We start from the raw sequence: 24,526 nt of genomic DNA on the forward strand, positions 1-24,526 counted from the left end.
CGCCCGGCGGCTCGATCACGGCCGGCATGGCGATCTACGACACGATGCAGTTCGTCCCGAACGACATCGTCACCGTCGGCATCGGCATGGCCGCGTCGATGGGTCAGCTGCTGCTGACGGCCGGCACGAAGGGAAAGCGCTACATCACGCCGAACGCGCGCGTGCTGCTGCACCAGCCCCACGGCGGTTTCGGCGGCACCTCGAGCGATATTCAGACGCAGGCCCAGCTGATCCTCTCGATGAAGAAGCGGCTCGCCGAGATCACCGCGTCCCAGACCGGCAAGTCCGTCGAGCAGGTCAACGCCGATGGTGACCGCGACCGCTGGTTCACCGCCGAAGAGGCCCTCGAATACGGCTTCGTCGACCACATCCGTGAATCCGCTTCCGACGTCGTCGGCGGCGGCGGAACTGAGCCTCAGACCACCGGAGGAACCGCACTGTGAACACCCCCACGATCGGCGCCCCTCAGCACTCGGCCTCGGGCCTGCAGATGCCGTCGAGCCGCTACATCCTGCCCCAGTTCGAGGAGCGCACGGCCTACGGCTACAAGCGCCAGGACCCGTACAACAAGCTGTTCGAGGACCGCGTCATCTTCCTCGGCGTCCAGGTCGACGACGCGTCGGCCGACGACGTGATGGCACAGCTGCTCGTGCTGGAGTCTCAGGATCCCGACCGCGACATCATCATGTACATCAATTCGCCCGGTGGATCCTTCACGGCCATGACGGCGATCTACGACACGATGCTGTACGTCTCGCCTCAGATCCAGACCGTCGTGCTCGGTCAGGCTGCATCGGCCGCGTCGGTGCTGCTCGCCGCGGGCGCGCCCGGCAAGCGCCTGGCTCTGCCGAACGCGCGGATTCTCATGCACCAGCCGGCCGTCGGTGAATCCGGTCACGGACAGGCCTCCGACATCGAGATCCAGGCGGCGGAGATTCTCCGCATGCGCACGTGGCTCGAAGAGACGATGGCGAGGCACACGAACAAGTCGCAAGCCGAGGTGAACAAGGACATCGACCGCGACAAGATTCTTTCCGCGTCCGAGGCTCTCGACTACGGCATCGTCGACCAGGTGCTGACTTCGCGGAAGCGCACGCCTGCCCCCACCGCGGCGATCACGTCCTGACGTGTCCGAAGCCCCGCCGCCCCTTCCGGTCGGCGGGGCTTCGTGCGTCCGCCCTCCACACCCGCTTCGCAATCCACCGCGATGTCGCCGGTTGCGGTTAGGCTCGGAGTGGTTCGACGGAGGAGGAGCATGATGGCTCGTATCGGTGAGAGCGCCGACCTGTTCAAGTGCTCCTTCTGCGGCAAGAGCCAGAAGCAGGTGCAGCAGCTGATCGCCGGCCCCGGGGTGTACATCTGCGACGAGTGCGTCGAACTCTGCAACGAGATCATCGAAGAGCGCATGGCCGAATCCGGTGATGGCGCGGTCAGCGAGTTCGATCTGCCGAAGCCTCGGGAGATCTACTCTTTCCTCGCGGAATACGTCGTGGGGCAGGATGCCGCCAAGCGCGCTCTGTCGGTCGCGGTGTACAACCACTACAAGCGGGTGCGCGCTCACGGCACGCTTCAGCCGGCGGAGCAGCGGGTGGACGAAGTCGAGATCGCCAAGAGCAACATCCTGCTGCTCGGCCCGACGGGGTGCGGCAAGACCTATCTGGCACAGACGCTCGCCAAGCGTCTCAACGTCCCCTTCGCCGTCGCTGACGCCACTGCGCTCACCGAGGCGGGCTACGTCGGTGAAGACGTCGAGAATATCCTGCTGAAGCTGCTGCAAGCCGCCGACTTCGATGTGAAGCGTGCCGAGACCGGCATCATCTACATCGACGAGGTCGACAAGATCGCCCGCAAGGCCGAGAACCCGTCGATCACGCGCGACGTGTCGGGTGAGGGTGTGCAGCAGGCGCTCTTGAAGATCCTCGAAGGCACCGTGGCATCAGTTCCGCCGCAGGGCGGACGCAAGCATCCGCACCAGGAGTTCATCCAGATCGACACGACCAACGTGCTGTTCATCGTCGCGGGTGCGTTCGCGGGGCTCGAAGACATCGTCTCGGCGCGCATCGGCAAGCATGGCGTCGGTTTCGGCGCGCCTCTGCAGGAGAAGGGGAAGGAGCTCGACCTGTTCAGCGAGGTCGAGCCCGAAGACCTGCACAAGTTCGGTCTCATCCCGGAGTTCATCGGCCGGCTGCCGGTGGTCACCTCGGTCGCGCCGCTCGACCAGGCCGCGCTCATCGAGATCCTCACGGGGCCCAAGAACGCGTTCGTCAAGCAGTATCAGCGGATGTTCCAGCTCGACGGCGTCGAACTCGAGTTCGACGACGATGCCTTGCTGGCGATCGCCGATCTCGCCGTTGCGCGCAAGACGGGTGCACGCGGACTGCGCGCGATCCTGGAGGACGTGCTCGGTCCGATCATGTTCGACATCCCCTCGACCGAGGACGTCGCCAAGGTCATTGTGACCCGTGCCGCGGTCAGCGACGGCGCCGCGCCGACCATCGTGTTGCGGCAGAAGCGCAAGACCGCCTGACCGCCGGCCGGGTGAACGGTCGCCGGTGCTGTCGGTCTTGCTCCGCCGCTCAGCTGTCCAGACCGCGGCGCCGCAGAAGCGGAGCGATTTCGGCATCGCGGCCGCGGAAGTCCCGATATGCCTCGAGCGGGTCCTTCGATCCGCCCACCCCGAGCAGACGGGTGCGGAACCGATCGCCGTTTTCGCGTGTGAGGCCGCCGTTGTCGCGGAACCATTCCACGGTGTCGGCGTCGAGCACCTCGCTCCAGATGTAGGAGTAGTAGCCGGCGCTGTATCCGCCCGAGAACACGTGGGCGAAGTAGGCCGAGGAATACCGTGGCGGCACGACGGGATTGTCGAGCCCGATGTCGGCGAGGGCGGCCGCTTCGAACTCCGCCACGTCGACGACGGATGCCGCCTGCTCCGCACCGAGGGAGTGCCACGCCTGGTCGATCCAGGAGGCGGCCAGGTACTCGCTGGTTGCGAAGCCTTGATTGAAGGCCTCGGACGCGTGCAGTCGGTCCACGACAGTCTGGGGCAGGGGCTCGTCCGTCTCGACGTGACGCGCGTAGGAGGTGAGCACTTCGGGCCACAGGATCCACATCTCGTTGACCTGGCTCGGGAACTCCACGAAGTCGCGGAACACGGCCGTGCCGGCAAAGTGCGGGTAGGTGACGGTAGCCAACAGTCCGTGCAATGCGTGTCCGAACTCGTGGAAGAGCGTCGTGACCTCGTCGAGCGTGAGAAGCGTCGGCTGCCCCTCCGCAGGCTTGGGCACGTTGAGATTGTTGACGACGACCGGATACGTGCCGCGAAGCCGCGACTGCGACACGAGCGAGTTCATCCACGCCCCGCCTCGTTTGGAATCTCGGGTATAGAGGTCGAGCAGGAACAGACCGAGCGCGGTCCCGTCGGCGTTGTGGAGTTCGAAGGCGCGGACATCGGGGTGATACGTGGCCAGATCCGCTCTCTCAGTGAACGTGACGCCGTAGAGCAGCGTGGCGGTCCGGAAGACGCCGGCCTGCAGCACGCGCTCGGCCTCGAACCACGGCCGCAGCGCCGTACGGTCGAGATCGTATTCGGCTTGCCGCACCTTCTCGGTGTAGAACGCCCAGTCGTGGGCGGCGAGCGGGAAGGAACCGGCTTCGGCATCCACGATTGCCTGCAGAGCCGCCTGCTCACGCTTCGCATTGCGCGCAGCAGGCGCTGCGAGGCGGCGGAGAAGCGCCTCAACGGCCTCGGGGGAGCCGGCCGTCTCGTCGCTCGTGACGTACGCGGCATGGTTCCTGTGGCCGAGGAGTGCCGCGCGCTCGGCGCGCAGGCGGACGATCTCCCGCAGCACGTCGCGGTTGTCGTGCTCGTTGCCGCGCGTTCCGCGCGATCGCGACGCCGCGAACAGCCGCTCCCTGCTTTCGCGTCGAGTGAGCGTCGAGAGGTACGGATGCCCGGTGAAGAGCGTCAGGGTGACGACGTAGCGACCCTCAAGGCCCCGATCCCTGGCGTTCTGCGCGGCGGCGGACAGTTCGCCCGCCGTGAGGCCGTCGAGCTGGTCGGCGGTGTCGAACACGACGGCGAGGTCGTTCGTGTCGGCGAGGAGGTTCTTCTCGAAGGTCGTCGTGAGGATGGAGAGGCGCTGGTTCAGGTCGGTGAGCGCCGCCTTCTGTGTATCGTCGAGCCCTGCGCCGGCGTGCGTCATCTCTCGAAAATGGCGCTCGACGAGGTAGCGGTCCTCTGGAGCGAGATCCAGATCATCGAGCTGATCACGCAGTGTCTTGATGCGCCGGTACAGCGCGCCGTCGAGTGCGATCGCGTCGTGATGGTCCGACATCAGGGGAGCAAGGGTCTCTTCGATCTCTTGGATCGGGGCTGTGGCGTCGGCGGATGACACCGTGTAGAACGTCTGCGCGACACGGCCGAGGAGTTCCCCGGATCGTTCGAGCGGAATCATCGTGTTCTCGAACGTCGGCGTGGAGTGCACGCGCGTGATCGCGTCGATCTCAGCGCGATGCTCGGCGAAGGCGACCTCGAACGCCGGCAGATAATGCTCCGTCGCGATCGCCGGGTAGTCGGGGAGTCCGTACGCGAGAGTGCTCGGAGCAAGAAGAGGATTCGGGGCAGCGTCCGTCATCCCCTCACCCTACGGCGAGCAGTGAGAGTCCACGTTGGTCACGGCGGCCGGGCCGCCCGCCTCAGCCGAGATCGTCCTCGTCGTCATGGCGCACCACGACCGTGCCGTCCGAACCTGCTTCGACGATCACGCCCGTGTCGAGCTCCGCGATCGGGCGACCCTCCAGGAAGGTGAGCGTCCAGCGCGGGCGGGGCTGGTCGGGCTCGTCGCTCAGAGTTGCGGCATCCACCGCGGCAATCTGCGCGTGGAGCAGCGTCGGTACCGCAGCCGGAGGCTGCTCACCGCTCGTCCAGCGGGTTCCGAGTTGCATGTCAGGCCTCCTGGTGAGCGAGCACGACATCGCGAACCGAGAGGGCATCCCCCACGGCATATGCGATTGTTCCGATTCGGCCGACTGCCCGAAGGTCTCCCTCCGCCGACTTCAGCGCCTCGAGAGTGTCCTCCGGTGCCGCGAGCGTCAGCGTCTCGAGCGCCGTCTTCTGCGATGCCTTGGCCTCGGTCTTCGCCCGGCGGATGCCGATGAGCGCGGCGCTCGTCGCTGTGAGCAGGGTGGGATCACCCTCGATTCCGAGCGGCTCCGGCCAGGGCGCGGTGTGGATCGAGCCCTCCTCGAACCACGACCAGGCCTCTTCCGCGGCGAAGGCGAGCACCGGCGCGAGCAGGCGCAGGAGCGTGGACAGAGCCAGGCGCAGCGCGAGCGCCGCGGAGGGCTGACCGGCATCGGTCTGGTTGTAGGCGCGTTCCTTCACGAGCTCCAGATAGTCGTCGCAGAAGGTCCAGAAGAACGCCTCGGTGACTTCGAGTGCCCGTGCGTGATCGAACGCGTCGAACGCGCGCGTCGCGTCCACGACGACCTGGTCGAGCGTGGCGAGCATCGACGCGTCGAGGGCGTGCGTGACCTGCGCGCCGTCGGAAACAGGGAAGGACAGCACGAACTTGGCCGCGTTGAGCACCTTGATCGCCAGGCGCCGGCCGATCTTGACCTGCGTCGGGTTCTGCGGGTCGAACGCGGCGTCCGCGCCGAGTCTGCTGGAGGCCGACCAGTAGCGCACGGCATCCGTCCCGTGCTGGTCGAGGATGTCAGCGGGCGTCACGACGTTGCCCTTCGATTTGGACATCTTCTTGCGATCCGGGTCGACGATGAAGCCTGAGATCGAGGCATCCGTCCACGGGGCGCGGTCGTCCTCGAGAGCGCTGCGGAGCATCGTCGAGAACAGCCAGGTGCGGATGATGTCCTGACCCTGCGGGCGCACGTCGAAGGGCGCGACGAGGTTCCAGAGCTCGTCGTCACGCCGCCAGCCGCCGGCGAGCTGGGGGGTGAGCGACGACGTCGCCCATGTGTCGAAGATGTCCTTCTCGGCTTCGAACCCACCCGCGACACCGCGCTGGGACTCGGTGTAGCCGTCCGGAACATCGGTGGTCGGATCGACCGGGAGGGAAGCGGCATCCGGCGTGATGATGCGGTCATAGTCCCGCTCACCGTGTTCGTCGAGGCCGTACCAGACCGGAATGGGCACGCCGAAGAAGCGCTGGCGCGAGACCAGCCAGTCACCGGTCAGGCCGTTCGTCCAGTTCTCGTAGCGCACGCGCATGAAATCGGGGTGCCAGTTCATGCCTGCGCCCAGCGCGATGAGCTTCTCGCGCAGTGCGCCGTCGCGAGCGCCATTGCGCAGATACCACTGGCGGGTCGAGACGATCTCGAGCGGCCGATCGCCCTTCTCATAGAACTTCACCGGATGAGTGAACGGCTTCGACACCTCGAGCAGCTCGCCGGATGCCTCGAGCATCTCCACCATCTTCTTCTTGGCGCTGAAGACGGTGAGCCCTGCGATCTCGGCGTAGGCGGACCTCGCGGAGTCGGTGACGAGCGCATCGGGCGCGTCGGCGAGGATGCGACCGTCGAGGCCCAGGATCGATCGATTGGGGAGGTCGAGCTCGCGCCACCAGATGATGTCGGTCACATCGCCGAATGTACAGATCATCGCGATCCCCGAACCCTTGTCCTTCTGCGCGAGGGGGTGCGCCAGCACCGGCACTTCAACGTCGAAGAGCGGGGTGCGCACGCTCTGGCCGAAGAAGGGCTGGTAGCGCTCGTCCTCGGGATTGGCCACCAGGGCGACGCATGCCGCGAGAAGCTCGGGGCGGGTGGTCTCGATGTGCAGGTCGCCGGAGCCGTCGCTCTTGTGGAAAGCGATGCGGTGGTAGTTGGCCTGCTGGTCGCGGTCCTCGAGTTCGGCCTGGGCGATCGCCGAACGGAAGTCGATGTCCCACAGGGTGGGCGCCATCGACTGATACGCCTCGCCGCGCTCGAGGTTGCGGAGGAACGCGGACTGGCTCGTGCGGATCGTGTCCGCCGAAATCGTCCGATAGGTCTGGTTCCAGTCGACCGACAGCCCGAGCTGCCGGAAGACGGCTTCGAAGGCCTTCTCGTCCTCGAGGGTGAGCTCTTCGCACAGGGCGATGAAGTTGGGTCGGCTGATCGGCACCTGATCGGCCGGCTTCAGGCTTTTCGCGTCGCCGTGGAACGGGGGAGTGAAGTCAGGGTCGAACGGGAGCGACGGGTCGCAGCGCACGCCGTAGAAGTTCTGCACGCGACGCTCGGTGGGCAGCCCGTTGTCATCCCACCCCATCGGATAGAACACCGTCTTCCCGCGCATGCGCTCGTAGCGCACCTTCACATCGGTGTGGGTGTAGCTGAACACATGACCGATGTGGAGCGATCCGGATGCCGTCGGCGGTGGTGTGTCGATCGAGAAGACGCCCGCGCGTCCCTTCGCTCTCGCCGCATCGCGGTCGAAGAGGTACGTCCCCTGCGCGGTCCATGCGGCATCCCACTTCTGCTCGAGGCCTTCCAGTGCCGGCTTTTCGGGAATGCTGGTCATGACGGTGTCGACTCCTCGAGCGATATGTGCGGCACTGTGTGAGCGTGCCTGAGTGTGGGTCTGGCCAGTCTAACGCGAGGGCCCCCGGCGCAGCGTCCGCGCGGTCTCCGAGGAGATGTCGGATGCCGAGGCAGGAGCCACGGCATCCGATCCTCGGCAGCGTTGATGTCCTCAGCGACCCACGCTCGACGCACGCAGCGGAATCACGACGCCACACGGATGCCGAGCGCCTCCGCGAACGACGTCGCATGCGCTTCGGCCTGACCGGCGTCGAGCCAAGCGCCGCTCAGGGCACGCGGATCGGTGTAGGCGAGCGTCTCGAGGCCTCGGAGATCGAGATCGCGGGCGCGCAGGCCGCGCGTGCCGACCTCGTCGGCGCGGGTGCCGGTGAACCGGACACGGGTCAGGCGGGCGTCAGGGAGGTCGAGCGTGCCGATTTCGCAGTCGACGAAGCTGACGTCCGTGAGTTCGGCGGCAGCGAACGACAGGTAGTCGATGCGCACGCCCCGTACCGTGACCCCGTCCCACGCGGTGCGCGGAGCGTCGAGAGTGCCGATCCTTCCGCCCCTCAGCTCCACGCTGCGCCACGTCCCGTCGCGCAGACCGACCTCGATGGCGCGCACGTCGAGGATCTCGACATCCACGAGCGACGCTCCGCCGAGTTCCCATCGTCCGCACACGAGCCCGTCGATTCGCGACTCGGCGATGCGGCCGTGCAGTGCCGAAGGATCACCCGTCACGCCGCTCAGCAGGACTCCGGTGAGATCGGCGCGCGGCGCCAAACCAGCACCGTCTTCTTCCCATCGAGCGGGAAGCTCGGGCGGGCTCGCCCGGGGAGCGATCGGTTGGTCGGAGCGGCGCGCCATGTCTCGAGCGTAAGGCTCGTCAGCGGAGACCGGATCGCCGGGTCGGGGACGGATGCCGGGGCGGGGACGGATGCCGAGGAGATGTCGGATGCTGAGGAGCGATCAGCGGCATCCGGCCCTCAGCATCCTGCAGTTCCGCAGATCCCCACATCAGCACGAAACGCGGAGGCAGCAGCCCCGGGCAGGTACCATGGATCCACAAGCATCGATCCGGACATCGCCGGGGAGCTCGCGGAAGAACGTCTTCTGGACAAGTAGAACCGCGCGGGGCAGGCCCGTCACAGCCGCAGTGAGAGGGGTCCGCAGCACACGCGTCGGGCAAGCGGGGTGGTACCGCGATCGGAAGATCGTCCTCGCAGGAGCAAGGCAACCTGCTGGAGTGACAATGACCTATCCCCGCCCGTCGACACGTCCCGGAGCCGCGTTCGGCCCGGCAGTGGACTCCGTCGTGCCCAGCCCGCGCTTTCCCGAGATCGAGCGCAGCATCCTGGAGTTCTGGGAGGAGGATGACACGTTTCGCGCATCGATCGCCCAGCGCGAGGGTGCGGACGAATGGGTGTTCTACGACGGCCCCCCGTTCGCGAACGGCCTTCCGCATTACGGGCACCTGCTCACCGGCTACGCCAAAGACCTGTTCCCGCGGTTCCAGACGATGCGGGGCAAGAAGGTCGACCGCGTGTTCGGCTGGGATACCCACGGCCTGCCCGCCGAGCTCGAGGCGATGAAGCAGCTCGGCATCACCGAGAAGAGCGAGATCGAGAAGATGGGGCTCGCCGCCTTCAATGCGAAAGCGCGCGAGTCGGTTCTGGAGTACACACAGCAGTGGCAGGACTACGTCACCCGTCAGGCGCGATGGGTCGACTTCGAACGCGGCTACAAGACGCTCGACCCGGGCTTCATGGAGTCGGTCCTCTGGGCTTTCTCGCAGCTCTGGGACAAGGGTCTGGCCTATGAGGGTTATCGCGTCCTGCCGTATTGCTGGCGGGATGAGACGCCGCTCAGCAACCATGAGCTGAGGATGGACGACGACGTCTACAAGATGCGCCAGGATCCGTCCGTGACGGTCACCTTCCCTCTGGTCGGCGTCAAGGCCGAAGCTCTCGGGCTCACCGGAGTGCGTGCGCTGGCATGGACGACCACGCCGTGGACGCTCCCCACGAACCTCGCCCTCGCCGTCGGGCCGGAGATCGCGTATGTCGTTGTCGCGGGCGGACCCGAAGGCGCGGCCGACGTACACGAGGATCGCGCCGAGGGCGAATCTCACCGCTACCTGCTGGCGGAGGAACTTCTCGCCGGCTACGCGAAGGACCTCGGATATGCCTCGGCGGACGATGCCCGTGCCGGCATCCAGCGGACGGTGCGCGGTGCCGATCTCGCCGATGTCCGCTACGACGCGCTGTTCGACTACTACGCAGACTCCGAGACCTGGGGCACGGGGGACGCATGGCGGATCCTCGTCGACGACTACGTCACCACGACCGATGGCACCGGCATCGTCCATCAGGCGCCGGCCTACGGCGAGGACGACCAACGGGTGACGGAAGCCGCCGGCATCCCACTGATCATGAGCCTGGACGACGGCGGACGCTTCCTCCCGCAGGTCACCGACGTCGCGGGTGAGCTGTGGATGGATGCCAACCGGCCGCTCATCCGGCTGCTCTCGGCCCAGGGTCGGCTCCTGCGCGAAGCGAGCTACGAACACTCTTATCCGCACTGCTGGCGCTGCCGGAATCCCCTCATCTACAAGGCCGTGTCGAGCTGGTTCGTGCGCGTCACGGCGATCAAGGACCGCCTTGTCGAGCTCAACGAGCAGATCACCTGGGCGCCGGAGAACGTCAAGCACGGCCAGTTCGGCAAGTGGCTCGAGGGCGCGCGTGACTGGTCTATCAGCCGCAACCGTTTCTGGGGATCGCCGATCCCGGTCTGGAAGAGCGATGACGCCGCCTTCCCGCGGGTCGACGTGTACGGGTCGCTCGCCGACATCGAGCGTGACTTCGGTCGGCTTCCGCGCAACGAGGAGGGTGAGGTCGACCTCCATCGGCCCTACATCGATGAATTGACACGTCCGAATCCCGACGATCCGTCCGGCCGCTCGACGATGCGCCGGATCGAGGACGTCTTCGACGTGTGGTTCGACTCCGGCTCCATGCCGTACGCACAGGTGCACTACCCCTTCGAGCACCGGCAGTGGTTCGACGAGCATGCACCCGCGGACTTCATCGTCGAGTACATCGGGCAGACGCGCGGCTGGTTCTACGTCATGCACGTGCTTTCCGGGGCGCTGTTCGATCGGCCGGCTTTCACCGGCGTCGCGTGCCACGGCATCGTGCTCGGCAGCGACGGCCAGAAGATGTCAAAGTCGCTGCGCAACTACCCGGACGTCGGCGAGGTGCTCGACCGCGACGGTTCTGATGCGATGCGCTGGTTCCTGATGGCCTCATCGGTGCTCCGCGGCGGCAACCTCGTGGTGACGGAGGAGGGCATCCGCGCAGGTGTGCGTGAGTTCCTCCTGCCACTGTGGAGCTCGTGGTACTTCTTCTCCACCTACGCCAACGTCGCCGCTGACGGCGGCTACGAAGCGCGGTGGCGCACCGACTCGGCGAACGTGCTCGATCGGTACATCCTCGCGCTCACCGGTGATCTCGTCCGCGACGTCGCGGACGACCTTGAATCGCTCGACTCGACGACCGCGGCGGCTCGCCTGCGCGACTTCGTCGAGGCTCTCACCAACTGGTACATCCGCCGCTCGCGTGAGCGGTTCTGGCTCGGGGTGTCGGAGGACCCGGCATCCACCGAGGGCTTCGACACCCTGTACACCGTTCTGGAAACCCTGACCCGGGTGGCGGCGCCGCTCATCCCGCTCGTCTCCGAGCAGATCTGGCAGGGCCTCACCGGTGGGCGCAGCGTCCATCTGCAGGACTGGCCCGACGCGGATCTCTTTGCGCAGGCGGCCGACATCCGCACCGCGATGGACACCGTGCGGTCGGTGTCGAGCATTGCCAACGCCCTCCGCAAGAAAGAGGGCAAGCGCGTGCGGCTTCCCCTGCGGCGACTGACCGTCGTGGCTCCGGATGCCGGAGACCTCGCGCAGTTCGAGGAGATCCTCCGCGATGAGCTGAACGTCAAGGCAGTGGACCTGGTCGCGTTCGCCGAGACCACGGCCGCCGACTACGGCATCACCCACAAGCTCGCGGTCAACGCCCGCGCGGCGGGCCCGCGGCTCGGCAAGCGGGTGCAGCAGGTCATCGGTGCAGCGCGTGCCGGCGACTGGTCTCAGTCGGGCGGCGTGGTGACCGCCGGAGGCGTGACCCTCGCACCGGGCGAGTACGAGCTCGTACTCGAGACCGCGGGACGACCCGAGGGTGAAGCTCTCGCACTCCTCCCGGACGGTGGGTTCGTGCTGCTGGACACGGAGACCACTCCGGAATTGGAAGCGGAAGGGCTGGCGCGCGACGTCATCCGTGCGGTCCAGGACACGCGCAAGGCGGCCGGGTTCGAGGTGAGCGACCGCATCCGACTTCAGCTGCTCTTCGTTTCGGCCGCCGACGGAGATGCCGTGGCGTCGGCGTTCGACCAAGCGGACGTCGCGGGCGAAACCCTCGCCCGCGAGCACGCCCTCGCCGTCATCGGTCGCGACGTGCAGGTGCCTTCGGATGCAGCGGCCGAGGTGTGGCAGCCGCTCGCGTTCGGCGGAACACCGGAGTATGTCGGCTATGTGGCGGCGGGCCAGTACGCCAACGAGGGCGGCATCCACGTCGCCGTGACAAGGATCGGGGGCAGTGCATGAGCGACCGTACGAGAGCGGATGCCGTGTACGCGGAGCTTCTCACTCGCCAGGGCGAGCGGTGGGTGCAGCCGCGCGTCGAGCGCACACGACGTGTTCTCGACCTGCTGGATGATCCCCAGCGCACCTACCGTGTCGTGCACGTCACGGGAACCAACGGGAAGACGTCGACAAGTCGCGTCATCGAATCGATCGTCCGCGCCCACGGATTGCGCACGGGGTTGTTCACGAGCCCCCACTTGGAGCGCTTCACCGAGCGGATCATGATCGATGGCGAGCCGATCGACGATGCCCTGCTGGCGGATGCCTGGGTCGAGATCACGCCGTTCGTGAACCTGGTCGATGCCGAGCTCGCGGCCGCGGCCGACGCCCCGTTGACGTTCTTCGAGCTGCTGACCGTCCTCGCCTTCATGGCGTTCGCCGATGCGCCAGTGGACGTGGCCGTGATCGAGGTGGGGATGGGCGGGTCGTGGGATTCGACCAACGCGGCCGATGGCGACGTCGCCGTGTTCGCGCCCATCAGCCTCGATCATCAGGATCGCCTGGGGGACACGATCGCCGAGATCGCCGCCGTCAAGGCGGGCATCATCAAGCAGGGCGCCGCGGTGGTGTCGGCCCACCAGCACCCGGATGCCCTGCGGGTCCTCCGCGCGGCCGCAGATCTCCACGCGGCGACTCTCGCGGTGGAGGGCGACGCGTTCGCGGTGACGGACGCGCAGCTGGCCGTCGGGGGACAGCTGCTGTCGGTGCGCGGCCTGGCCGGCACGTATGACGGCCTGTATCTGCCGCTCTATGGGGCGCACCAGGGTCACAACGCGGCGCTGGCCATCGCCGCGGTCGAGTCACTGATCGGCGGCGGGGAACAGTCGATCGCATCTGATGTGGTTGCGGACGGTCTCGCTCAAGTAACCTCTCCGGGCCGGCTGCAGCTCATCGGCGTCGCCCCGACCGTCCTCGTCGACAGTGCGCACAATCCGCACGGCGCCGACGCGCTCGTCCGGGCGCTCGGGCAGTCGTTCGATTTCGATGAATGGGGTGTGGTGCTGGGAGTGTTCGCAGACAAGGATGTGGCCGGAATCGTGGAGCGGATCGCGCCGGCGGCCGCGCACGTGTTCGCTACGGCGCCCGATTCCGAGCGGGCCGCTGAAGCCGACGCGGTTGCCGACCTCGTCGAGCAGACCGGCACCCCCGTCAGCGTCCATCGCGATCTCGATGATGCCGCCGAAGCGGCTCGAGCGTGGGGCGCGGCCTCCGAGCGCCGTGCGGTCGTGATCGCCGGAAGCGTGGTCCTCGCTGGCGAGGCTGTTCATCTCGCCGCCGCCCAGGATTGGAAAGACGGGTGGCGACAGTGAGTGCGCGCCAGCGGCGTGTCCGAGGCGCCGAAGAATCCCTCGCGTCGATCGTGCTCGGATTCGAGTCGGTCGTCGTCTTCCTCGGCGGGCTCGCGCTCTATGGGCTGGACCAGCTGCCTGCCGATGTTCCTCCGTGGTGGGGGATCGTCGCCGGCACCGCGCTGGCCCTGCTGATGATCGCGACGTCGGGCGTGCTGCGGCATCGGTGGGGGATCGCCCTCGGCTGGTCTTGGCAGGTCGTGCTCGCCCTCGGTGGGTTCTTTGTCCCCGCACTCGTGGTCGTGGCGCTCATTTTCGGCGGAATGTACGCATATGCGACGATCAAGGGTGGAGCGCTGGATCGCCGAAACGCGCAGCACTCCGATCCCGCAACGAACGGAGACTGACATGCCCCCGCAAGAGACCCTCGTGCTCGTCAAGCCGGACGGCGTCGCCCGCGGCCTGACCGGCGCGATTCTGGCCCGCATCGAGGCCAAGGGCTACGCGCTCGTGGACATCAAGCTCGTCGAGCCCGATCGTGAGACTCTCGAGCGACACTACGCCGAGCACGCCGGCAAGCCGTTCTATGAGCCGCTCCTGGACTTCATGCTCTCGGGGCCGTCGGTCGCCATCCGGCTTGCCGGCGATCGAGTCATCGAGGGGTTCCGCTCGCTCGCGGGAGCGACGGACCCGACGACTGCGGCGCCGGGCACGATCCGGGGTGACTTCGGCCGGGACTGGGGCATGAAGGTCCAGCAGAACCTTGTGCACGGCAGCGACAGCCCCGAGTCAGCCGCGCGTGAGCTCGCCATCTGGTTCTGAATCCGACCGCCAGCGACTCAGAAGATGACCTTGATCAGCTGGGGGATCGCGTCGAGTCGGATCTGAGCGAGCAGCAGGCCGATGGCGAAGGTCACGATCGTCATCAGCGGAATCCACGCAGTGAGCGCCGAGCCGATCGCGCGCACCCTCGGGGCGCGCGAGACGGCGCCTGAGCGGAACATGTGCACCCATACGGCGTAGAACGTCGGGATCGTCACGGACCAGGTCACCATGCACCACGGGCACAGGGTCCCGAGGACGAAGATGCTCTGGCCGATGAGCCACAGGACGAAGCCGAACGCGAAAGTGATTCCTGCCGCGAAGACCCACCAGAACCAGCGCGCGAATCGCGCGCCGGCCAGGATCGCCATGCCGACCACGATCGGAGCCATCCACGCGGCAAGCCCGATGATCGGATTCGGAAAGCCGAAGACACTGCCCTGCGCGGACTCGAGATTGGCCGAGCATTGCACGATGACGCTGAAGTCGCACGAGGCCGCATCGGTCGGAGCGACCAGTTTGTCGAGCTTCTCGATCGTCAGCGCGAACGCTGCGATCCATCCGATCACCCCGGCGACGACCATCCAGATCGCCAACACGGTCGGGCGAGCGGCGACGGGACGAGAAAGCATGGCGCAATTATCCCATTCGCACACGATGATCGTCTGTGCGCACCCGCCGTCGCGTCATCGCCGCGGGATAGTGCGATAATGGACGCTGATGCTCCGCGGCCGCGCCGCGACCGAGCACCGCAGAAGACTTCGGGTGATGAACACCCTAGGCATCGCGAGCCTCAGCCTGTGAGCGGGCTCACGTTGCAGACCCACTGAGTTCGCGGTCCCTCCGAAACAGAGTGGCACCGCCAGATATTCGTCGGACGGCACGCGGAGCCGTCCCGCTAGGAGTAGCCAGAGATGGCCGATGAGCACGATGATCATAGTGACCAGCCCACTCCGATTTCCGATGACGCGCCCGCGCTGACCACCGAGGCCGTCGACCGACAGCCCGACACCGCCGTATCGCTGGGGCTGCTGCCCGAGACCTTCGTCTCGGCGGTCTCGACGCAGTTGTTGTTCCACGCGCCGCCCCCCCTTGCAGCGCCCGCTCGATCGGATGACCGGTATGACGAGGCGCCCGACTCTCCGTCGAGCGCGCGTCGACGCACCCGTCGCCGAACGGGGGGTCCGTCTGGCGAGACCGAAGAACCCCCCGCGCAGACGGGGCAGCCCGCTCCGCCGCGCCGTCGCGCGGTCGAGCTGATCACCGAGCCCCAGCGCATCAAGGGGTCTACACGGCTCGAGGCGAAGAGGCAGCGGCGCCGAGACGGGCGCGAGGCGGGCCGGCGCCGCACGGTCGTGACCGAGGCCGAATTCCTCGCCCGACGTGAGGCCGTCGACCGCGACATGATCGTCCGCTCCAAGAACGGCCGCATCCAGATCGCCGTCCTCGAAGACGACGTCCTCGTCGAGCACTACGTCGCCCGCAGCCAGGAGTCATCGCTCATCGGAAACGTCTACCTCGGCCGGGTGCAGAACGTTCTCCCCAGCATGGAAGCAGCCTTCGTCGACATCGGCCGAGGTCGCAATGCCGTCCTCTACTCCGGCGAGGTCGACTGGGACGGCGTCGAAACCGGCAACCAGCCTCGCCGCATAGAGCTGGCTCTCAAGTCGGGCGACCGCGTCCTCGTGCAGGTGACGAAGGATCCCATCGGTCACAAGGGTGCGCGCCTGACCAGCCAGATCTCGCTCCCGGGCCGGTACCTCGTCTACGTTCCCGGGGGCGCCATGAACGGCATCTCCCGCAAGCTTCCCGACACCGAACGCGCGCGCCTCAAGCGCATCCTCAAGGAGGTGCTGCCCGAGTCAAGTGGTGTCATCGTGCGCACCGCCGCCGAGGGGGCGACCGAGGACCAGCTGACGCTCGATGTGCAGCGCCTCACGGCGCAGTGGGAGCACATCTCGAGCCAGGTCGAATCGATCCAGGCGCCGGCATTGCTGCACGCCGAGCCCGACCTGCTCGTGAAGATCGTCCGAGATGTCTTCAACGAAGACTTCACGAAGATGCTCATCCAGGGCGAGGACGCCCATCAGACCATCACGGCCTACCTCGCCGGCGTCGCTCCGGACCTGCTCGAGCGGATCGAGAAATACGAAGACGATCAGGACCCGTTCGACCGCTTCCGTGTGAACGAACAGATCGAGAAGGCACTCGAGCGCAAGGTGTGGCTGCCGTCGGGCGGATCGCTCGTGATCGACCGGACCGAGGCGATGACGGTCGTCGACGTCAATACGGGCAAGTTCGTCGGCACGGGGGGAAACCTCGAAGAGACCGTGACGAAGAACAACCTCGAGGCAGCGGAAGAGATCGTCCGCCAACTGCGCCTGCGTGACATCGGCGGGATCATCGTGGTCGACTTCATCGACATGGTGCTCGAGTCGAACCGGGATCTCGTACTTCGCCGATTGGTGGAGTGCCTCAGCCGCGACCGCACGAAGCATCAGGTCGCAGAAGTGACCTCGCTCGGTCTCGTTCAGATGACTCGCAAGAAGCTCGGCCTCGGCCTGCTCGAGACCTTCAGCGAGGCGTGCGAAGTGTGTGCCGGTCGCGGCGTGATCGTGCATCACGATCCTGTGGTGAAGCATCGCACCGGCCCGCAGGCTCAGAACGCCGGCGCGCGGCGTCCGCGGCAGAGCGCGCCGGCCCCATCCGTCAGCACGAGCGCCAACGGCGGAACGCACGTGATCACCGAGGGCGCCAAGTCGGCGCTCGCACAGATCGCCGCCTCGACGATCCACTCCGCGACGGAGGATGCCGAGACTGAACCGGTCGCCGAGATCGCGCCCGAACCAGCGAGGAAGGTCCGCAAGAAGCGGGAGCCCGCCGCGACGGAGGCCGGGCCGCGTACCGAGAAGGACCTGCTGCTCGACTCGGTGCTGAGCGCGTTGCCCGAGCCCAAGGCTCCGGGTCAGGGACGAGGCCGTCGGCGTGTGACGACAGCGGCCCTCACCGGGACTCCGATCTCCACAATCCCCGAAGACTGAGCGAGCGGCACTACCGGGTGCGTCGCTCGCGCGCCGTGATCCGAAGCCCTGAGCCGATCAGTCGCTTTACGAGATCGTGGCTGCTGACGCGCTCCGCTCCGCCGGTGATCAGCTCGCTCACCGCGCTATCGGGAACGTCGTAGTGATCGAGGTCGAAAGCGCGACGGGGGATGCCGTGCGCCTGCGCGAACGTGTGAAGCTCTTCGAGGTCGCTGTCACTGACCAGATGAGACCACAGGCGTCCGTGCGCCGGCCAGCGTGGGTCGTCGATGAGGATTGCCATGTCGGCTCATCATAGAGTGCGCGTCGACACGCCCGGCGGGCGCTTTTGCCCGATCGCCCGGCATCCGGTACTGTAGAACCTTGGTGCGCCGTGTACCCCTCTGTACCGCTTCGAGTCGAGGGCCGCACCAAGACTTGCCAGTCTCATACAGACAATCGGGGCTGTGCGCTCCAACAGAAGAAACAGGTGTGAAGTGGTCTACGCAGTTGTGCGAGCCGGTGGCCGTCAGGAGAAGGTTCAGGTCGGCACCATCGTCGTCCTCGACCGTCAGAAGGCGAAGATCGGCGATGAGCTCGAATTGCCCGCCGTTCTGCTTGTCGATGGTGACGCCGTCACGACGGATGCCGACACGCTCGCGAAGGTCAGCGTGACCGCTGAGGTCCTCGGCGAAGAGCGCGGCCCCAAGATCGTGATTCAGAAGTTCAAGAACAAGACCGGTTACAAGAAGCGTCAGGGGCACCGTCAGGACCTCACACGCGTCAAGATCACCGGCATCAAGTAATTCTCGGGAGACGCAGACATGGCACACAAAAAGGGCGCAAGCTCCACCCGCAACGGTCGTGATTCCAATGCTCAGCGACTGGGCGTGAAGCGCTTCGGCGGCCAGAAGGTGCTCGCCGGCGAAATCATCCTTCGCCAGCGCGGCACGCATTTCCACCCCGGCGCAGGAGTCGGCCGCGGTGGCGACGACACGCTCTTCGCACTTGAGGCGGGTGCGGTCGAGTTCGGCACGAAGGGCGGCCGCAAGGTCGTCAACATTGTGGCACCGGCCGCGGCTGAGTAACACACACAATCCTGTGGAGAGGGGCGGGCTTCGGCCCGCCCCTCTCTCATTTCCGCTGAGGAGCGTTTCATGGTCACCTTCGTCGATCGCGTGACGTTGCACCTGCGCGCGGGCAAGGGCGGCAACGGATGTGTCTCTGTCAAGCGTGAGAAGTTCAAGCCGCTCGCCGGCCCGGACGGCGGCAATGGCGGTCACGGTGGTGACGTCGTCCTCGTCGCCGACCCGCAGGTCACGACGCTGCTGTCGTACCATCACTCGCCGCATCGCTCTGCCGGCAACGGCGGATTCGGCATGGGCGACCATCGTTCCGGTGCGAACGGCGAGGGAGTCGAGTTGCCCGTGCCCGTCGGCACGGTGGTCAAGAACACCGCCGGTGAGACGCTCGTCGATCTCGTCGTCCCCGGCACGCGCTTCGTCGCGGCCCCTGGTGGCCAGGGCGGTCTCGGCAACGCGGCCTTGGCCAATCCCAAGCGCAAGGCGCCCGGGTTCGCGCTTCTGGGCACCCCCGGCTGGGAGGGGGATGTGTTCCTCGAGCTCAAGACCGTCGCCGATGTGGCGCTGGTGGGCTTCCCCTCCGCGGGGAAGTCGAGCCTGATTGCGGCGCTCTCAGCGGCCCGGCCCAAGATCGCCGAATATCCGTTCACGACGCTGCACCCGAATCTCGGGGTCGTTCAGGCAGGCGACATCCGCTTCACCGTCGCGGATGTGCCGGGACTGGTCGAGGGCGCCAGCGAGGGCAAAGGTCTGGGGCTGGAATTCCTCCGTCACGTCGAGCGCTGCACCGCCCTCGTCCACGTGTTGGACTGTGCGACGCTCGAGCCGGGGCGCGACCCGCTGTCAGACCTCGACGTCATCCTGGCTGAGCTCGGCAACTATCCGGTGCCGGAGGGTCAGGTGCCGCTGTTGGACCGCCCGCAGCTGATCGCCCTGAACAAAGTGGACGTCCCCGAGGCGCAAGACCTGGCCGAACTGGTTCGTCCCGATTTGGAAGCACGCGGCTACCGCGTGTTCGAGATATCGACGGTCAGCCACTCAGGTCTGCGTCAGCTCTCGTTCGCCCTCGCCGACATCATCGCGGAGCATCGCGCGGTCCTCGCGGCGACGCCGGAGCCCGAACGCGTGGTCATCCGGCCGAGAGGCGCCGTGAAGGAGTTCGAGATCCGTGTAGAGGGTGGCACCTACGGCAACGTGTACCGCATCATCGGCGACAAGCCCGTGCGCTGGGTCCAGCAGACCGATTTCCAGAACGAAGAGGCCGTCGGCTTCCTTGCCGACCGGCTCGAGAAGCTGGGAGTGGAAGACGAGCTCTTCCGTGTCGGCGCCGTCGCGGGGTCGACGGTCGTGATCGGCGAGGGCGATGCGATCGTCTTCGATTGGCACCCTGCCCTGTCGTCTGCTGCCGAGCTGATGACAGCGCCGCGAGGAACCGATCCCCGACTGGATCTCAATCCGCGACGGACGACCTCGCAGCGTCGCGACCGGTACCACGAGCGGATGGATGCCAAGGCGGACGCCCGCGCCGAGCTCGAGTCCGAGCGGATCGCCGTGCGGAGCGCTCAGGGTACGGGCACTGCGGAGGACGAGCAGGCGTGAGCGTGCGGGATCGGTCAGGCCTGGTCGGCGCGCGGCGCGTCGTCGTCAAGGTCGGCTCCTCATCGATCAGCGGCGAGAACGCAGAGAAGATCCGTCCGATCGTCGACTCTCTCGCGGCGGCGCACGCGCGCGGCACGGAGGTCGTGCTGGTGTCTTCGGGCGCCATCGCGACCGGCATGCCGTACCTCTCTCTGGAAGAGCGGCCCGTCGATCTCGCCACCCAGCAAGCTGCGGCGGCCGTCGGGCAGAATGTCTTGATCTATCGCTACCAGGATGCGCTTCGCCCCTTCGAGATCGTCGCCGGTCAGGTTCTGCTCACGGCCGGAGATCTCGAGAACCCGACGCATCGTTCCAACGCGCGGCGCGCCATGGAGCGCCTGTTGAGTCTGCGGATCCTTCCGATCGTCAATGAGAATGACACGGTCGCCACGCAAGAGATCCGTTTCGGCGACAATGACCGATTGGCCGCGCTCGTCGCCCAGCTCATCGGTGCTGACGCGTTGGTGCTCTTGAGCGACATCGAGTCGCTGTACACCCGACCACCGAATGAGCCCGGGGCGCGCCCGATCGATGTGGTCGCGCATGACGATGATCTGGACGGCTTCGAGTTCGGCTCGGTTGTCGTCAACAGCGTCGGCACGGGGGGAGCTGCGACGAAAGTCTCGGCCGCGCGGCTGGCTGCGGCGTCGGGGATCGGTGTTCTGGTGACGAGCGCCGAACTCGTCGGCCCGGCACTGGAGGGTGCGCACATCGGCACCTGGTTCGTGCCCGCCGCCGGAGTCATTCCCACCAGCGCGACGGGATCCGTTCGTACCGCCGCCGGATCCTGACGGGCCCCCAGCGGATCGGTAGACTGGCCTGATGACCACGACCGCGCCGATCGTCACCACCGCGCGAGAGCGCATGCAGCTCGCGAAGGATGCCTCCCGTGTGATCGGTCTGCTCTCTGACGAGGCCAAGGCCGACGCCCTTCGCGCGATCGCCGACGCCGTCTCCGACGCCGCGGACCGGATCATCGCTGCCAACGCGGACGATCTCGCCCGCGCTCGGGCGAGCGAGATCTCGGAGGGGTTGGTCGACCGGCTCCGGCTCGATCTTCCGCGCGTTCTCGCGCTTTCCGCCGCGGTGCGCGATGTCGCCGACCTGCCCGACCCCGTGGGGCGGGTGCTGGACGAACGGGTCCTCGGCAACGGTGTGCACCTGCAGAAGGTCGCCGTGCCGTTCGGCGTCATCGGGTCGATCTACGAGGCGCGCCCGAACGTGACCGTCGATATCGCCGCGCTCGCGCTGCGCTCCGGCAACGCCGTGGTGCTGCGTGGTGGTACGGCCGCACAGAGCACGAACGCGGCGCTCGTGGACGTGATGCGCACCGCGCTGGCCGCGCAGGGCATCGATCCGGAGGCGATCCAAACCGTCGACGACTTCGGCCGGGGTGGTGCGGAGGCTCTGATGCATGCGCGGGGTCTCGTCGACGTCCTGATACCGCGTGGCAGCGCGGAGCTCATCGAGACCGTCGTCACCCAGTCGACCGTTCCCGTGATCGAGACCGGCGCCGGGGTCGTGCACATCGTGCTCGATGCGTCCGCGCCGGTGGCGTGGGCCGAGCGGATCGTCGTCAATGCGAAGGCCCAGCGGCCCAGTGTGTGCAATGCCGTCGAGACCGTGCTGGTCATCCGGGGCGGGGCCGAGCGCCTCGTTCCGCCCGTGGCCGCCGCCCTGCAGTCCGCCGGCGTAACGATCCACGGTGATGAGGACGTGCGGGTCTTCGTTCCTGACGCCGTCCCCACGACCGAGGCGGACTGGTCGACCGAGCACATGAGCCTCGACGTGTCGCTGCGTATCGTCGACGATCTGGATGCTGCGCTCGCGCACATCCGGCAGTATTCGACGCATCACACCGAATCGATCATCACGCTCGACGATGCGCACACCGAGCGCTTTCTCGCCGAGGTGGATTCCGCTGTCGTCATGGCGAACGCTTCCACGCGCTTCACCGACGGGGGGGAGTTCGGCTTCGGCGCCGAGGTGGGCATCTCGACCCAGAAGCTGCACGCGCGCGGCCCGATGGGCCTTCCAGAACTCACCAGCACGAAGTGGCTTGCCCGTGGCGCCGGACAGATCCGCGCATGACCACCTAAGCTGGATACACCCGAACCGAACGGAGCACGAATGACTTTCGCTACAATCGTCGCCCTCGCCACAGAGAATGTGGCACACACCGGCAACGTCCAGGCCGAGACGTTCATCTTCGGCATCATCGCCTTCGTCGTCTTCCTTGCGCTCGGTGCGGTCACGATGTCCTATCGCAATGTCGCCAACCGCCACGCGCATAAGGCCGATGCATATGCGAAGGCGCACCCGGTCGATCTCTCTCAGGCGGGACACGGCCACTAATAGGCCGCGCAATGTCGTTTGCGCGCGCCCCGCGGATCGGGGTGATGGGCGGTACCTTCGACCCGATCCATCACGGGCACCTCGTCGCCGCGAGTGAAGCTGCGCAGTCGTTCGGGCTCGACGAAGTGGTCTTCGTGCCCACGGGTCGGCCCTGGCAGAAGGACAACGTCACCAGCAGCGAACATCGCTATCTGATGACCGTTATCGCCACGGCATCCAACCCGCGGTTCACAGTGAGTCGCGTGGATATCGATCGCCCGAGACCCACCTATACGATCGATACGCTTCGCGACCTCAAGGCTGAGCGACCCGGCGCCGACCTGTTCTTCATCACCGGCGCGGACGCCATCACCCAGATCATCGGATGGCGAGACCACGACGAGCTGTGGGGCCTGGCGCACTTCGTCGCCGTTTCACGGCCGGGCCACGTGCTGAGCACGGAAGGGCTGCCGAGCGGCGACGTCAGTCAACTCGAGATTCCGGCGCTGGCGATCTCATCCACGGACTGCCGCGCGCGGGTTCGTAGGGGACATCCGGTGTGGTACCTCGTTCCCGACGGTGTCGTCCAATACATTGCGAAGCACGACCTTTACCGGAGCGAGGCATGAGCACACCCGACCAGCCTGATTCCCCGCAGATGACACGCCGCCAACTGCGCGAATTGCGCAATACCGCGTCGACGCCCATCATCACACCTGAGCATCTCGACGAAGCGGCGACCGTGACCGAGTCGCCCGCGCCCGTCGTCGCTCCGTTGCCTCGCGCGGCGGAGCCTGCAACGGTCGCCGAAGCACCGCCGCCCGCGGCCGACATCGATCTCCATTCGCCCGCGTTGACACGTCGCCGCGCGCGGCAGCAGGAGCGCATCCGCACCGCGTCGGTGCCTATCGTGTCTGAGTTCGAGCCCGTCTCGGCCTCTGCGACGGATGCGGTGCTCAACGCCGCGGTCAAGGCACCCGGGAACCCGGGCGCGGCGAGGATGGAGTCCGTTGTCGCACCGTTGCGCGACGACGAGCCGACCGAGCGGTCCAGAGGTGAGGCGATCACGCGCCGCGCGCACCCGGATGAGTCCGCGGGGCGTCCCGTGATCGCACCGACATTCGGTTCGGGCCTCCTGTCCGGCCGTGCGGTCGAGGTGGAGGTGCCGGCATCCTTTGACCAGCTGCTATCGCGAGGATCCGCTGCGACGGGCTCGCTGGCGGCGACCAATGCACTCATTCTTTCGCAGACGCCCGACACCGGCTCGTTCGTCGGGCCCGTCACCGCAACGGGTGAGGTGCTCATCACGGGCACGTTCAACCTGCCGGATCACTTCGGCGCAACCGGAACCGTACCCGGTATGGCTGACGGCAAGGACGTCGACGCTGTCCTCGTCGACGGCGAGCTGCCCGCTTCTTCTTCCCCATCGCCGATCGCTGCGAGCGCAGCGATCAGCACCATCAAGAGTGCCGAAGACATCATCAAGCCTCCCGCTCCGGAAAAGGGCGGTCGGCTCATGCTGACTCTCGTCATCACCGCGGGCGCCTTGGCGCTCGCGCTGACCGGCGTGCTGATCGTCGCGCTCGTCACCGGAGCATTCTCATGACCGCAGCCGAGCACACCCACGAGATCGTCCAGATCGCCGCCCGAGCGGCAGAGAGCAAGGGTGGTGAAGACCTCGTGGCCTTCGACGTTTCCGAGCCCCTGCCGCTCGTCGACGCGTTCCTCCTCGCCACCGGGAACAGTGAGCGCAACGTCGCCGCGATTGCGGACGCGATCGAGGAAGCGATGCTCGAAGTGGGGGTTAAGCGACTGCGCCGGGAGGGGCGGCAGGAATCACGCTGGGTGCTGCTCGACTTCGGTGACCTCGTCGCACATGTCTTCCACGAGCAGGAGCGGGTTTTTTACGGGCTTGAGCGTCTGTGGAAGGACTGCCCGGTCATTCCCATCATGGCTGATGCGGGAGCCCCCGCGACCTGACCCGCGTCCAACCGCAGACGCCGAGTGTAGTAGGCTTGCGGGGTTGCCGCGAGCGGTGACAGTCCAGCGAGAGGGGCCTGTGGCGCAGCTGGTAGCGCACCTGCATGGCATGCAGGGGGTCAGGGGTTCGAGTCCCCTCAGGTCCACCAAAAG

Annotated in this window: 23 protein-coding genes and 1 tRNA gene; 18 read left to right on the forward strand and 6 right to left on the reverse strand. The window is 66.8% G+C overall.

All coding sequences use genetic code 11. The annotated features are described in order from the left end of the window. The 3 genes from QZV81_RS08190 to clpX form a co-directional block, all read left to right on the forward strand. Positions 1–443: ATP-dependent Clp protease proteolytic subunit (locus QZV81_RS08190; protein WP_292835548.1), on the forward strand; the 443-nt coding region annotated here is incomplete at its 5' end. Beyond that, positions 440–1,126, forward strand: coding sequence for an ATP-dependent Clp protease proteolytic subunit (locus tag QZV81_RS08195; RefSeq protein WP_292835550.1), 687 nt, complete (start codon positions 440–442; stop codon positions 1,124–1,126). The genes QZV81_RS08190 and QZV81_RS08195, both read left to right, overlap by 4 nt. A 132-nt stretch (positions 1,127–1,258) precedes the next feature. Then, positions 1,259–2,527, forward strand: a complete 1,269-nt coding sequence (clpX, locus tag QZV81_RS08200; protein ID WP_292835599.1) for an ATP-dependent Clp protease ATP-binding subunit ClpX — start codon at positions 1,259–1,261, stop codon at positions 2,525–2,527. 49 nt (positions 2,528–2,576) lie between these two features. Here the strand turns inward: clpX and QZV81_RS08205 are convergent, their stop codons facing one another. The 4 genes from QZV81_RS08205 to QZV81_RS08220 all read right to left on the reverse strand — a co-directional run bounded on the left by QZV81_RS08205 (position 2,577) and on the right by QZV81_RS08220 (position 8,382). Continuing rightward, positions 2,577–4,634, reverse strand: a complete 2,058-nt coding sequence (locus QZV81_RS08205) for a M3 family metallopeptidase (RefSeq protein ID WP_292835552.1) — start codon at positions 4,632–4,634, stop codon at positions 2,577–2,579. Positions 4,635–4,695: 61 nt separating this feature from the next. Further along, on the reverse strand, positions 4,696–4,944 hold the full coding sequence (locus tag QZV81_RS08210) for a hypothetical protein (protein WP_292835554.1): 249 nt from the start codon (positions 4,942–4,944) through the stop codon (positions 4,696–4,698). Between the two features lies 1 nt (position 4,945). Continuing rightward, entirely contained in the window at positions 4,946–7,516 is a 2,571-nt protein-coding gene (valS, locus tag QZV81_RS08215) for a valine--tRNA ligase (RefSeq protein ID WP_292835556.1), read from the reverse strand. A gap of 203 nt (positions 7,517–7,719) precedes the next feature. After that, complete coding sequence (locus tag QZV81_RS08220) at positions 7,720–8,382, reverse strand: hypothetical protein (protein WP_292835558.1); 663 nt, start codon at positions 8,380–8,382, stop codon at positions 7,720–7,722. Positions 8,383–8,767: 385 nt separating this feature from the next. On the opposite strand from QZV81_RS08220, the gene ileS reads away from it, so the two are divergent. From ileS to ndk, 4 genes are read left to right on the forward strand one after another with little or no spacing between them, the layout of a single operon-like run. Continuing rightward, positions 8,768–12,169 (forward strand): isoleucine--tRNA ligase, encoded by a 3,402-nt coding sequence (ileS, locus tag QZV81_RS08225; RefSeq protein WP_292835560.1) that lies wholly within the window; start codon positions 8,768–8,770, stop codon positions 12,167–12,169. Then, complete coding sequence (locus QZV81_RS08230) at positions 12,166–13,518, forward strand: folylpolyglutamate synthase/dihydrofolate synthase family protein (RefSeq protein WP_292835562.1); 1,353 nt, start codon at positions 12,166–12,168, stop codon at positions 13,516–13,518. Before ileS ends, QZV81_RS08230 begins: the two co-directional genes overlap by 4 nt. Next, the gene (locus tag QZV81_RS08235; RefSeq protein ID WP_292835564.1) at positions 13,506–13,904 is read left to right on the forward strand and encodes a DUF4233 domain-containing protein; all 399 of its coding nucleotides are present in this window, start codon (positions 13,506–13,508) and stop codon (positions 13,902–13,904) included. Before QZV81_RS08230 ends, QZV81_RS08235 begins: the two co-directional genes overlap by 13 nt. A gap of 1 nt (position 13,905) precedes the next feature. Continuing rightward, positions 13,906–14,319, forward strand: coding sequence for a nucleoside-diphosphate kinase (gene ndk, locus QZV81_RS08240; RefSeq protein ID WP_292835566.1), 414 nt, complete (start codon positions 13,906–13,908; stop codon positions 14,317–14,319). A gap of 17 nt (positions 14,320–14,336) precedes the next feature. On the opposite strand, the gene QZV81_RS08245 is transcribed toward ndk, so the two are convergent. Continuing rightward, positions 14,337–14,951, reverse strand: coding sequence for a vitamin K epoxide reductase family protein (locus QZV81_RS08245; RefSeq protein WP_292835568.1), 615 nt, complete (start codon positions 14,949–14,951; stop codon positions 14,337–14,339). A gap of 282 nt (positions 14,952–15,233) precedes the next feature. On the opposite strand from QZV81_RS08245, the gene QZV81_RS08250 reads away from it, so the two are divergent. Continuing rightward, complete coding sequence (locus tag QZV81_RS08250) at positions 15,234–17,360, forward strand: Rne/Rng family ribonuclease (RefSeq protein ID WP_292835570.1); 2,127 nt, start codon at positions 15,234–15,236, stop codon at positions 17,358–17,360. Positions 17,361–17,370: 10 nt separating this feature from the next. Here QZV81_RS08250 and QZV81_RS08255 read toward each other — a convergent pair whose 3' ends face one another. Next, complete coding sequence (locus tag QZV81_RS08255) at positions 17,371–17,643, reverse strand: DUF4031 domain-containing protein (RefSeq protein ID WP_292835572.1); 273 nt, start codon at positions 17,641–17,643, stop codon at positions 17,371–17,373. A gap of 193 nt (positions 17,644–17,836) precedes the next feature. Here QZV81_RS08255 and rplU point away from each other — a divergent pair, with 193 nt between their 5' ends. From rplU to QZV81_RS08305, 10 genes are all read left to right on the forward strand, one after another. Continuing rightward, entirely contained in the window at positions 17,837–18,145 is a 309-nt protein-coding gene (gene rplU, locus QZV81_RS08260) for a 50S ribosomal protein L21 (protein WP_292835574.1), read from the forward strand. Positions 18,146–18,163: 18 nt separating this feature from the next. After that, positions 18,164–18,427 (forward strand): 50S ribosomal protein L27, encoded by a 264-nt coding sequence (rpmA, locus tag QZV81_RS08265; RefSeq protein WP_292835576.1) that lies wholly within the window; start codon positions 18,164–18,166, stop codon positions 18,425–18,427. Positions 18,428–18,496: 69 nt separating this feature from the next. Next, complete coding sequence (obgE, locus tag QZV81_RS08270; protein ID WP_292835578.1) at positions 18,497–20,020, forward strand: GTPase ObgE; 1,524 nt, start codon at positions 18,497–18,499, stop codon at positions 20,018–20,020. After that, on the forward strand, positions 20,017–20,850 hold the full coding sequence (gene proB / locus QZV81_RS08275; protein ID WP_292835581.1) for a glutamate 5-kinase: 834 nt from the start codon (positions 20,017–20,019) through the stop codon (positions 20,848–20,850). Before obgE ends, proB begins: the two co-directional genes overlap by 4 nt. Before the next feature lie 31 nt (positions 20,851–20,881). Continuing rightward, on the forward strand, positions 20,882–22,150 hold the full coding sequence (locus QZV81_RS08280) for a glutamate-5-semialdehyde dehydrogenase (protein ID WP_292835584.1): 1,269 nt from the start codon (positions 20,882–20,884) through the stop codon (positions 22,148–22,150). Between the two features lie 39 nt (positions 22,151–22,189). Beyond that, positions 22,190–22,414: a hypothetical protein gene (locus tag QZV81_RS08285; protein ID WP_292835587.1), complete on the forward strand. Its 225-nt coding sequence runs from the start codon at positions 22,190–22,192 to the stop codon at positions 22,412–22,414. A gap of 11 nt (positions 22,415–22,425) precedes the next feature. Next, entirely contained in the window at positions 22,426–23,022 is a 597-nt protein-coding gene (gene nadD, locus QZV81_RS08290) for a nicotinate-nucleotide adenylyltransferase (protein ID WP_292835590.1), read from the forward strand. Next, the gene (locus tag QZV81_RS08295; RefSeq protein WP_292835593.1) at positions 23,019–23,999 is read left to right on the forward strand and encodes a hypothetical protein; all 981 of its coding nucleotides are present in this window, start codon (positions 23,019–23,021) and stop codon (positions 23,997–23,999) included. Before nadD ends, QZV81_RS08295 begins: the two co-directional genes overlap by 4 nt. Beyond that, positions 23,996–24,373, forward strand: a complete 378-nt coding sequence (rsfS, locus tag QZV81_RS08300) for a ribosome silencing factor (RefSeq protein ID WP_292835596.1) — start codon at positions 23,996–23,998, stop codon at positions 24,371–24,373. The genes QZV81_RS08295 and rsfS overlap by 4 nt, the downstream gene beginning before the upstream one ends. A 73-nt stretch (positions 24,374–24,446) precedes the next feature. Further along, positions 24,447–24,522, forward strand: a tRNA-Ala gene (locus QZV81_RS08305). The last annotated feature ends 4 nt before the right edge of the window (positions 24,523–24,526 follow it).

Source organism: Microbacterium sp., from assembly GCF_011620665.1.
GTDB lineage: Bacteria > Actinomycetota > Actinomycetes > Actinomycetales > Microbacteriaceae > Microbacterium.